Origin of the sequence: Mucilaginibacter robiniae, assembly GCF_012849215.1 — a bacterium.
Taxonomy (GTDB): domain Bacteria; phylum Bacteroidota; class Bacteroidia; order Sphingobacteriales; family Sphingobacteriaceae; genus Mucilaginibacter; species Mucilaginibacter robiniae.
Map to the genome: position 1 here is coordinate 3622492 of NZ_CP051682.1, position 11504 is coordinate 3633995.

Genomic DNA, 11504 nt, shown 5'->3' on the forward strand with positions numbered 1-11504 from the left:
TAATCATGAAAAAAATATATACATTATCGCTTCTTGCACTAAGCCTTGGATTTGGGGCCTGCAAAAAAGGGTATTTTGATATTAATACTAACCCTAATAACGCTACCAGTGCGACTCCGGGTTTGATTTTAACGAACGCATTAAATACTACAGCCAGAAATACAACGGGTTCATACGAGTTTTATCGTTTTGCTGCACCATGGATTGGCTATTGGAACTTTAGTGGAGGAGTTTCGGGCTTTTTAGAGGAACGTAGTTATAATATTACTTCTAATTATGCAGGAGCAACTAATACTTGGGCCAATTTATATGATAATCTGGAAGATTACCAATATCTGGAACAACAAGGAAAGGCACTTAACAAACCTTACTTTGTAGCTTTTGCCAAAACCATGAAAGCTTTTGATTTCCAATATTTGGTAGATTTTTATGGTGATATACCTTATACTCAGGCGTTGCAATCAACAGCTGTTATTCGCCCTAAGTATGATAAAGATTTGGCTGTTTATGAAGAATTAGCTAAACAATTGGATACCGCAGCTGCATTGTGTAAAGCTAATTTGGGCAAAGTGGCCAGCGGAGATGTCAGCTTTGATATTGTATATGCCGGTGATTTAGCAAAATGGGGAAAGCTAGCTAATACTATTAAGCTTCGTTTATTACTGCGCCAAAGTGAAATTGCAGGCAGAACAGATTATATTAAATCAGAAATTGCTAAAATCAACGCTAATGGTTTAGGCTATATTAATGCTAATGAAACAGCAAATGTGCAGCCTGGTTATTTGAATAGTGATGGTAAATTGAATCCATTTTATGCATCATTTGGCTATACTGCAGCTTCAACCAAGACATTACAAGGCGGGCATCAGTACTATTTAGCTGCTGAGTACTCATTGAATTTTTATCAAAACAATGGTGACCCACGTTTGGGTAGATTTTACACCACTATAAATGAAGGTGCTGGCACCACGTATGTGGGGCACCCATTTGGGCCAACAGCTACTGATGCAGAAAAACCGCAGTTCATATCCGCTATAGGTCCAGGTTTGGTTAGTTGGCCTAGTGATGCAAGTAAGCCACAACCATTAATTACAGATTTTGAAAGTTTGTTTTTACAAGCCGAAGCTGCGCAGCGTGGTTTAATTAGTGGAAGTGCAGAAGCACTGTACAAATCAGCCGTAACACAATCATTTATCGCGTTGGATTTAACAGCGGCAGATGCCACTACCTACTTGAGCACACAAGCAGTAGCTGATTGGAGTGATGCTTCAAATGCCGGAACTGGCACAAGTGCTGAAGGAACTAGCTATGATAAAAAGATAATTCTGATTATCAAACAAAAATGGGCTTCATTAAACGGGTTTAATGACATTGAATCTTGGTGCGATTACAGAAGATTAGGTTTACCCGCAGATATTCCTATCTCTAATAATCCAACAGCTACCACCCGCAAAATTCCGGTGAGAATGCCTTATCCGCAAAGTGAATATAATTACAATCCACAAAACGTTGCTGCCGAAGGTGCTATTAGCCAATTTACTTCAAGAGTATTTTGGGATGTTAAATAATTGGTAAACAATAAAAAGTCATGACAATAAAAAATATATTAAAAGGCTTTGTGCCGGCCGCGTTGCTGATGTCTTTGTTTTCGTGCAAAGACAGGTATCCGCAACCGGACTTTACGCAGGTTACACCTGTAGTTGAACTACCTGTAGCTAGTTTGGCTGGTAATGGCGGCGGAAACTCTATGAGTACAAGCTTCTCTATTCAAAGCACACCGTCTGATTACTACATTTATGTAAATTATGCTGCGCCTGATGCCAATTCTACTGATTTAGCTGTTAAGCTGGCAGTAGATACTGCTACATTAGGTAAGTTTAACAGAACCAATGGAACAACTTATCCGTTGTTACCAGCTAATGATTATTCATTAGCTAATACTATTGTAATACCAGCAGGTCAGCGCAAAGTAGAGTATCACATTAAGTTTACTACTACTTTAATTGATCCTTCAGCTACTTATGCGTTACCATTGAAAATTACTGATGCATCTGGTGTTACTGTAAGCGGCAATTTTGGAACGTTGGTTTTATTAATTGGAGTAAAGAATATCTACGATGGTACTTATTCTTTAAAAGGTAAAATTACCCGTAACTCAGCTTCTGGCCCTGATTTAACATTAGGAGGTACTTTTAAGTCAGGTTTGAGTACATCTTTGAAAACTTTGACAGCTAATTCAAACTCTTTTTCACAGTATTGGAGAGATGGTAGTGGTGTAGCTGGTATTGATGGGTTATATCTAACCGTTGATCCTGCTACTAACAACGTTACTGTTAAAGCTACAGGTAATGCTACATTAAAGAATACAACTGGTTATAATAACCATTATGATCCGGCAACTAAAACCTTCTATTTAGGTTTTGATTGGGGGACTGCTCCATCAACCAGAATTGCTGTTGATACACTGGTTTATACTGGCCCGTAAATATAAATAGAATAACCAAACAGATTTTATCTGTACAGATAAAATCTGTTTGGTTTGGTTAGTGCTTATATTTTACATAGAGCACAAGGTAGTAGCCATTTTGCTAAGTATCCATAAAAGAGTGATGGCCAATGATATCAGTTAAGTAAGTAGTTAATAACGTTCTTTTTATTTGGTCACACTCTTTTTTATGGATGCTTTTGTTTTTACAGCGTGTTAGTAACGCTGTAATTAAACCAACTCTCCTTTAATTCTGCCATACTCACATCTGCAGAATATTCTCTTCTGGCTTTAGAAAACATTTATTGTAGATAAACTAAGTAGCCAATTCCTTTTACCCCATATAAGTGAATTGCTGCATTTAAATGGTTTGTCAAAAACTTTATTACCTTTATTGCTATTGAACCAAGCCGATTTTAGGGCTGTGTTTAACCAATATTAGAAACTTTAACGAATAACAGATTTGAGTAGCGATATAGTTAATTATTGCTGAATAATTATATTGCCAGCACTATTAGCCTCTATCAAATACCCATGTTTTTGATATACCATTCATACAAACATTATTCATTTTAATAGTTACAATTTACATGACACAAAAAGCAGCCTTTACCGAAAAGAGGTTTTTGGTTACCCTTGTATTTGTTACTTCTTTATTCATGTTCTGGGGCATTGCCATTTCATTGGCTGATGTACTGAACCGGCATTTCCAACAAGTGCTACATGTTTCAAAGGCACAATCTGGCTTGGTGCAGTTTTCTATATATGGAGCTTACTTTATTATGGGCATACCTGCGGGCTTGTTCATGAAGCGCTTTGGCTACAAAAATGGTGTGCTGTTAGGGTTGTGCTTATTTGCTTTAGGCGCATTTTTGTTTGTGCCAGCAGCTAATGCACAATCGTTTGGTTTTTTCCGGTTGGCATTATTTATTGTAGGTTGTGGCCTTTCTACACTGGAGACGGTAGCCCATCCGTTTGTGGCCTCTTTAGGGCACCAGGAAACCAGCGATCAGCGGGTTAATTTTGCTCAGGCATTTAATGCATTAGGTACCATGATTGGGCCGCTTATTGGTTCATTTTTCGTGTTTGGTAGCGGCTCAGAAAATGTAAGCGATGGTTTATCATCTGTTAAGATTTTATATATGGTGCTGGGCACTATTGTAGCTTTAGTTGCACTGTCTTTTGCCTTTGTTAAAGTTCCAGCTTTAATTGAACCACATGCGCCTATTACACAAGGCTTTGATGTTGAGGAGGTGCCTGTTCCTTCTAAAAAGCTATTTCAGCACCGGCATTTTGTTTGGGCCGCTATAGCGCAACTATTTAACGTAGCCGCTCAATCCGGAACCTGGGCATTCTTTATCAATTATTGCCATGAAAAGATGGGGATGACTGATAAGACGGCAGGTATGTATTTAGGTATTGTTTTTATGGGCTTAATGTTGATAGGCCGCTTTGCTGGCACAGCTTTAATGCGGTTTATTGCCCCTAATAAGTTATTGGCTGCATTTGCTTTAGGTAACATTATAATGTGTTTGGTGGTGGCACAAAGCTGGGGAGTAATATCTTTTGTTGCTTTGCTCATGATTAATTTCTTTTTCAGTATCATGTTTCCTACTATTTATAGTTTGGGTATAAAAAGCATGGGCAGTCAAACTCAGCAAGCTTCGTCATTTATATCGATGGGGGTGGTAGGCGGTGCCTTTTTTCCTCTTCTGATGGGGCAAATTGCCGATCATGATGTAGCTACCGCTTACTATATGCCGATTGTTTGCTACGTTGTCATCTTCCTTTTTGGAATCAAATTTTACAAAGTAAACCATTAACTTAGTTTGGTTTGTAAGCTCTCTATCAAGGGCGTTTATAAACCATATTTATTTCGTTCTCCTAAGAGCATGGCACATTTCAGGCAGTTCGCATTTAAAAAGTTTGGTTATTTTGATTTCGCTGGAGATTTGCCAGAGCAATTATCAGAGCATGCCTTTAATAGTTTTATTAAAGTAGTGTTTGTTAAAGCCGGTGGTTATGCTGTAATTGATTTCAATGAGTATCAATTACAGCAGGATGCGCTGTTCTTCATTAATGCCGATCAGTATTTTAAATTTAGCGATACCTGCATCGGTACACTGCTTTATTATAACCGGGATTTTTATTGTGTAGAAATTCATGATAAAGAAGTAGCCTGCGATGGGATCCTGTTTCACAATGTTTATGAAATACCTGTAGTGTACATGGATGCTGATATTTCAGCAGCTATGCAGCAAATTATACAAGATGTAAAAGCAGAGCTGGAGCAGGAAGAAAGCAGCATGGAAGAGATGCTCCGGATATTGCTTAAAAAAATCATTATCAAATCTACCCGCATCTGGAAACGTGAACATCAAGTTGAAAGTGAAGAAGCAGGGCAGGAGGTAGAGTTTTCCAGAAAGTTCAGCCAATTGGTGGAATGGAATTTTACGCAACATCATACCGTTGCTGAATACGCCGAATTGCTGCATATCACTCCTAAAGCTTTAAATAAGCGTATTAGTCGGTACAGTAACACCACACCCAACGATATTATCAAAAACCGCATTGTACTGGAAGCAAAAAGGTTGTTGGTACATACTCATTTAAGTATTAAAGAAATAGCGTATAAATTAAGCTATGATGATACTTCCTACTTTACCCGTCTTTTTACCAAGCAGGTGAATACCTCGCCACAAGCCTTTCGGCTACAATATCAGCAAGCGTAATAGTATAAAAAGGGAAAAAAGTCCTATAGCTGTCGTCATCTGTGCATGGTGCAGCTTTGTTAGGCAAGCTATCTTTGTAATACAAAACAAAGGGCAAAGCAGTTAGCTCAGCCTGATGTGAATAACAAATAGTAACAAACTTTTTTCTTTAAAATTATATGAAACGTAATGCAACTGCCGTATGGAACGGTAACATTAAAGAAGGTAACGGTAATATCACTACACAAAGCACTACACTGAACAAAACGCAGTATTCATTCAATAGTCGTTTTGCTGAAGGGGTAGGAACCAACCCGGAAGAACTGATGGCTGCTGCTCATGCCGGATGTTTTACCATGAAGTTGAGCCTGGATTTAACTACCGCCGGTTTTACGCCTGACATGCTGGAAACAACAGCTACGATCACTTTAGATAATGGCGTTATAACCAATTCTGATTTGGTATTGAAAGCTAAGGTGCCTGGCATCAGCGAAGAGCAGTTTCAACAGATTGCAGCAGGTGCTAAGGCCGAATGTCCGGTAAGTAAGGCTTATAATCTTGAAATTAGTTTGCAAGCAACATTGCAGGCATAAGTGTAATAAATAGGGTAAAAACAAATCAAGGTTGCCAAAAGCAACCTTGATTTGTTTTATAAAGAAGTTAACATTCATGTTTATGCAGAACGATAGTAGCAGTTTTTCTTTGTTAGGTATAATATCAATCTATAATTGGTACCGCGCTTTTAATCGGGTGTAATGTATTACAATAACGTATTTGACTATTAAGTATTCAGGTACTTGCGTTTGTACTCGGCTGGGGTGACACCTTTTATTTTTTTAAAGTGACGATAAAAGTTAGAGACGTTATTAAAGCCACAGTTGAAACAGATAACTTCAGTAGTTAGCTTATTTTCAACCAGAAGGCGACAGGCATGACTGATTCTGATTTCAATTAAAAAATCATAATAAGTTTTGTTCGTCATCAGCTTGAAATACCGGCAAAACGATGTAATACTCAGGTTACTTATTAACGATATTTCTTTTAATGAAATATCTCTTTTGTAATTAGATAAGGTGTGTGTGTAAATGTTGCTTAATCGCAAATCGTCCATTTCGCTTGGATGCTGAAAGGCATTCAAGTCATTAACAATAGGCTTGTAGTCGGGCGCATCCGCTAAATGTTTCAAGATGGAAAGCATAATGATAATCCTGTCCAGATTGGTAGCTTCCAGAGCGGCGTGCATGAGTTGAGTAACTTTTTCTTTGGTTTCGCCACGGATAATCATGCCACTTTTAGCTTTTTCAAATAGCTTAGGCAGTAAGTACGCTTCCGGGAGCATTAAAATATCACGGCCCAAACAAGTAGGTAAAAACTGAATTACAATGGCCTCAATATTCAGATTACTGTTTTGCTGATAATACTCTTCACGGCAGCGCCATGCATGTGGCAAATTTTGTCCGAGCAGTACCAATTCACCAGATGAAAAGTTACTGATATTGTCTCCTATAAAACGCACACCTTCCCCTTTAATCGTGTAATGAAGTTCCAACTCCGGATGATAGTGCCAAACATTTCCAAAGTTAGGCTTAACGTCATGCCATATATTAAATGAGTTCTCGGTTTGTCCAGGTAGCTTACGGTACAGCGGCTTCATGTTAACATAAAAAGTTTTCCTTCAAAAATTAAGAAGGGAAATTAAGTTTAAATGGTTTTGTCTATTTACAAATCTAAATTATTATTCATGATAAGATGCTATTATTTGTTGAGAAAATCATACAAAAAACGGCTAGCGTCCTTTAATATGTTTGTAATTATTAAACCTGCAACAAATCTTATTTTTTATAAACGATAATATAATAGACGGTACCTTTACTATTAGGGTAGCTGATTGTAAAGATGCTGCCATACTCAATAAGGGGCGCTCTATCTAAAACGTTTCAGATGCATTTTCAATGGCTGTTATACAAAATTTAACTATAAATTTTCCTGGAAAGCTTGTTTTTGGTAATGGATGCCTACAGCAACTGGCTGACGAAATTACTCGCTATCATTGCCGGCAAGTATTTATAGTAACGATTACACCTTTGCTTTCACAACTGCAAGAGTTGATAGATCAACTAGAGCAAAACCACATTTCCGTTATCATTAATACCGCTATAGTACAAGAGCCTACATTTGCAGATTTTAGCATACTGATGCAAAGTTTAGGTACAAACCAGCCAGATATGGTTTTAGGTATTGGTGGAGGCAGTGTGCTGGATGTAGCTAAACTGGCAGCTGCTCAAATTAACAACAGCCAAACTCTTACAGAAATGATAGGTAACGGTATGTTAAAGCAAAGAAATACCCGGCTTATCTGTGTACCAACCACTTCGGGTACTGGCAGCGAAGTATCACCTAATGCTATTTTGGTGGATGATGCTGATAACCAGAAAAAAGCTGTAATCAGCCCTTATCTGGTTCCGGATGTGGTTTATGTAGATCCGTTACTTACGGTTGGTGTACCGCCATCAATTACGGCAGCTACGGGCCTGGATGCCCTAACACACTGCCTGGAAGCTTACACAAACAAATTTGCAAAACCTTTTATTGATATATATGCCTTTGAAGGTATGCGCTTAATTGCAGCCAACATAAAGCAGGCGGTTCAGAATGGTGCAGATGTTGAAGCTAGAGAACAGGTAGCTATGGGGAGTTTATTAGGTGGTTTTTGTTTGGGCCCGGTTAATACAGCTGCAGTACATGCTTTGGCTTACCCGTTAGGCAGTATGTTTCATTTAGCGCATGGGTTATCAAATGCTTTGTTGCTACCTTACGTAATGGAGTTTAATGCACCAGCTGCTACACAGCGTTATGCAAATGTGGCCGTTGCATTAGGTTGCGAAAGGCAAGGTGATGATCAGGAAATGGCAGCTGCTGGTATAGCAAAAATCAAATCTATAATTGCAGATTGTAATGTGCCAGCCAGGTTAAGAGATGTAGGGATTCCTGAATCAGCTATACCAGAAATGGCTACAGATGCTATGAAAATTACCCGTTTGCTTAACAACAATCCTCGGCCAGTAACTTTTGATGATGCTTTGGCTATTTACCAGGCTGCTTACTGATGATTATTAAAGATTAAAAGAATTAAATTATTTAAAACGCATACTCTAAATGAGAATTCATAAAAGGTTTGGGGGTACAGTAGTACCGGTGGTAACTCCGCTTACTTCCGATTACCGCTTAGACGAAGAAGCTGTTGAGAAGATATTCACCCATTTGGCCAATAATGAGGCTATGCCTTTTATTTTAGGTACAACTGGTGAGGCTGCTTCTCTTTCGGCACAGGTAAAAAGTGATTATTTAAGGAAGGCAGCCAGCTTAAAATCAGCTGGAGCTATGCTGTATGTAGGGATCTCTTCAAATAGTTTTGATGAGTCGGTTCAGATGGCCAAACGTAGTTTTGATTTAGGTGCCAGTGCTGTGGCTGCAACTTTGCCTGCTTATTACAATCTTTCTGAAGATCAAATAAGAAAATATCTTACTCAATTGGCCGATCAGGTTTCAGGGCCGCTTATTATATACAATATACCAGCTACCACGCACATGTCTATACCGCTGCATTTAATTGATGAACTAAGTCATCATGAAAATGTAGTAGCGGTTAAAGATTCGGAACGAAGCCAAAAACGTTTGGATGAGTCATTACAATTATGGGCCCATCGTCCAGATTTTAGCTATTTACTAGGTTGGGCAGCTAAATCTGCTTATGCACTTTTAAATGGCGGTGATGGTTTAATTCCGAGCACCGGCAATGTAACTCCTGAAATATATTGTGAAATGGTGAAGGCCGTTCAAAACGGCGATGCTGATAAAGCCTATCAGTATCAACAATATTCAGATCAGTTGGGAGCCTTATATCAATCTGGCCGATTGCTTGGTGAATCTTTATGGGCTTTAAAAGTATTAATGCAGGAGGTGGGTTTGTGTCAGCCTAATATGATGCCGCCTTTGCATAAATTAGCTGACCAGGAAGCGGCTGAAATAAAGCAGTCTTTTCATGCACTATTACAACAAGAAGGTATTACTTTAAACAAATATAATCATGTCTGAAAAACCTATTATAGGTATTACCATGGGCGATCCGGCAAGTATTGGTCCTGAAATTGCCGTTAAAGCACTGCTTAATGATGAAATATATGCCATTTGCCAACCTTTATTGGTAGGTGATGCAGGTGTTTTCAGGCATATTGTTCAAAAGCTGAATTTACCGGTTACTATCAATACCATTAGTTCCGTACAGGAGGCTCAGTATAAACAAGGTACAATCGATGTTCTGGATTTACATAATGTTGATATAGATAAATTGGAATTCGGTGTAGTATCGCCTATGGCAGGTAATGCAGCGTTTGAATCGGTAACCAAAGTTATTGAGCTGGCTTTGGCTGGTGAGATTGATGCTACCGTAACTGGGCCGTTAAATAAAAAATCGATGAATGAGGCCGGGCATCATTTTGCCGGGCATACCGAAATTTACGCACAATACACCGGAACTAAGAAATATGCCATGTTGCTGGTAGAGGATAACCTTAAAGTTATCCACGTATCTACACACGTTTCTTTACGTCAAGCTTGCGATTTGGTAAAAAAAGATCGTATTGTGGAGGTTATTGAATTGTTGCACAATGGCCTGATTAGCTTAGGCGAAACCAACCTGAAAATTGGTGTTGCCGGCTTAAACCCACATGCTGGCGATTCAGGCTTGTTTGGTACAGAAGACGATCAGGAGATTGCACCTGCTGTAGAACAAGCCCGCCAATTGGGATATGATGTAGAAGGGCCAGTGCCGCCTGATACCTTGTTTTCTAAAGCGGCTACAGGCTATTACGGTGGGGTAGTGGCAATGTACCACGACCAGGGCCACATTCCTTTCAAACTATCCGGCTTTAAATGGAATCCTGAAAAGCAGCAGATGGATAGTGTTAAAGGGGTAAATATTACTATGGGTTTGCCTATCATCAGAACATCGGTTGACCACGGTACTGCTTTTGAAATTGCCGGCAAAGGTATTGCCAGTCCCGATGCTATGGTATTAGCCATTGAATCAGCCGTGCAATTAGCTAAAAACAAAGCTTTGGCGTAACGAATGATAGCTGTTATAGCAGACGATTTAACGGGCGCAGCCGAAATAGGGGGTATAGGTTTACAATATGATTTAAAGGTAGAAATCAGTACTTCGGTAAATTTGAACACTCAAGCTGATTTACTGATTATCAATACCGATGCCCGTTCAAAAAGCGAGACTGAAGCAGTGAGTACAGTAAAAGCTGTATGTCACGAACTCAAAAAGTTGCGACCCTCATTCATTTACAAAAAAATTGATTCTATACTGCGGGGGCACGTTTTAGCGGAAATTACAGCTGAATTAATGGAACTAGCTTTGCCCGCAGCGCTTATTGTTCCGGCTAATCCTGCTCTGAATCGTACTTTGGTAAACCGTACTTATTTTGTTAACCAAATCCCCGTACATCAAACCGCTTTTCAACATGATCCGGAGTTTCCGATAGTTCATGCAGATGTAGTTCGGATGCTAAGGGCTGAAGAAGAACAGATAACGGTACTTAAGCCGCATGAAGCACTATTGGATGCCGGTATTATGGTGGGCGAAGTAGAAAGCAATGCTGATTTGACAGCATGGGCTAAACAGGTAAACTATACCATGTTGCTTGCTGGTGCATCAGGTTTTTTCACTGCGCTACTCAGTTCGCATAAGGAATATAGTAAAAGCACTCAGTCGCCAGTACGTTTTGCGTTTGGAACTATGTTGCACGTAAGCGGAACGACTTACCAAGAGAATGTTGAGCAAATCAAAAACATTCACCAAAAGGGCGGTCCAGTGAGCTATATACCCGTAAATGCTTGGCAAATAGCATCTGCGGAAACATCGCTAATAGATAATTGGTGTGAGCATGTAGCGTTATTACTGGAGCAGAACCATAAAGCCATTATTGCCATCGATCAGGACAATGTTGCTTCTAGTGCATTAAGCGCTACGAGTTTACGCAAGTTGACTGCATTGGTAGTGAAAAAGATATTGCAGCTTACCCAAGTGGATGACTTGTTTATTGAAGGCGGCTCAACTGCGGCAGCTATTTTAGATGATCTGGAAATAACAACATTATATCCGCTTGACGAACTAGGCCCCGGAATAATCAGAAATAAAGCAAACTACCCTCAGGAATTAAATATAACTTTAAAGCCGGGTAGTTATCGCTGGCCTGCTGGCTTGTGGGAGGTTTAACTATTACTTACCAATTGATTAACCT

The 11504-nt window shown here is 39.3% G+C and carries 10 protein-coding genes; 9 read left to right on the plus strand and 1 reads right to left on the minus strand.

Annotation, left to right across the window (positions count from 1 at the left end; all coding sequences use genetic code 11):
• The first annotated feature begins 5 nt into the window (after positions 1-5).
• The 5 genes from HH214_RS15975 to HH214_RS15995 all read left to right on the plus strand — a co-directional run bounded on the left by HH214_RS15975 (position 6) and on the right by HH214_RS15995 (position 5789).
• The gene (locus HH214_RS15975; RefSeq protein WP_169609283.1) at positions 6-1568 is read left to right on the plus strand and encodes a SusD/RagB family nutrient-binding outer membrane lipoprotein; all 1563 of its coding nucleotides are present in this window, start codon (positions 6-8) and stop codon (positions 1566-1568) included.
• Positions 1569-1588: 20 nt separating this feature from the next.
• Complete coding sequence (locus HH214_RS15980) at positions 1589-2485, plus strand: DUF1735 domain-containing protein (RefSeq protein WP_169609285.1); 897 nt, start codon at positions 1589-1591, stop codon at positions 2483-2485.
• A 590-nt stretch (positions 2486-3075) separates the two neighbouring features.
• Entirely contained in the window at positions 3076-4308 is a 1233-nt protein-coding gene (fucP, locus tag HH214_RS15985) for an L-fucose:H+ symporter permease (RefSeq protein ID WP_169609287.1), read from the plus strand.
• Between the two features lie 69 nt (positions 4309-4377).
• Entirely contained in the window at positions 4378-5217 is an 840-nt protein-coding gene (locus tag HH214_RS15990; protein ID WP_169609289.1) for a helix-turn-helix domain-containing protein, read from the plus strand.
• A 158-nt stretch (positions 5218-5375) separates the two neighbouring features.
• A complete protein-coding gene (locus HH214_RS15995) occupies positions 5376-5789 on the plus strand; it encodes an OsmC family protein (protein WP_169609291.1) in 414 nt (137 codons plus the stop codon).
• A 188-nt stretch (positions 5790-5977) separates the two neighbouring features.
• Here HH214_RS15995 and HH214_RS16000 read toward each other — a convergent pair whose 3' ends face one another.
• Positions 5978-6850: an AraC family transcriptional regulator gene (locus tag HH214_RS16000; protein ID WP_169609293.1), complete on the minus strand. Its 873-nt coding sequence runs from the start codon at positions 6848-6850 to the stop codon at positions 5978-5980.
• A 298-nt stretch (positions 6851-7148) separates the two neighbouring features.
• Here HH214_RS16000 and HH214_RS16005 point away from each other — a divergent pair, with 298 nt between their 5' ends.
• Genes HH214_RS16005 through HH214_RS16020 form a run of 4 tightly spaced genes read left to right on the plus strand, consistent with a single transcriptional unit; the run spans position 7149 to position 11479 of the window.
• Positions 7149-8303: an iron-containing alcohol dehydrogenase gene (locus HH214_RS16005; protein ID WP_169609295.1), complete on the plus strand. Its 1155-nt coding sequence runs from the start codon at positions 7149-7151 to the stop codon at positions 8301-8303.
• 49 nt (positions 8304-8352) lie between these two features.
• Entirely contained in the window at positions 8353-9291 is a 939-nt protein-coding gene (locus HH214_RS16010) for a dihydrodipicolinate synthase family protein (RefSeq protein ID WP_169609297.1), read from the plus strand.
• Positions 9284-10321 carry a 4-hydroxythreonine-4-phosphate dehydrogenase PdxA gene (gene pdxA / locus HH214_RS16015; protein ID WP_169609299.1) on the plus strand — a complete coding sequence of 346 codons (1038 nt, stop codon included), beginning with the start codon at positions 9284-9286 and terminating at the stop codon, positions 10319-10321. The genes HH214_RS16010 and pdxA overlap by 8 nt, the downstream gene beginning before the upstream one ends.
• 3 nt (positions 10322-10324) lie before the next feature.
• The gene (locus HH214_RS16020; RefSeq protein WP_169609300.1) at positions 10325-11479 is read left to right on the plus strand and encodes a four-carbon acid sugar kinase family protein; all 1155 of its coding nucleotides are present in this window, start codon (positions 10325-10327) and stop codon (positions 11477-11479) included.
• Positions 11480-11504 lie beyond the last annotated feature (25 nt).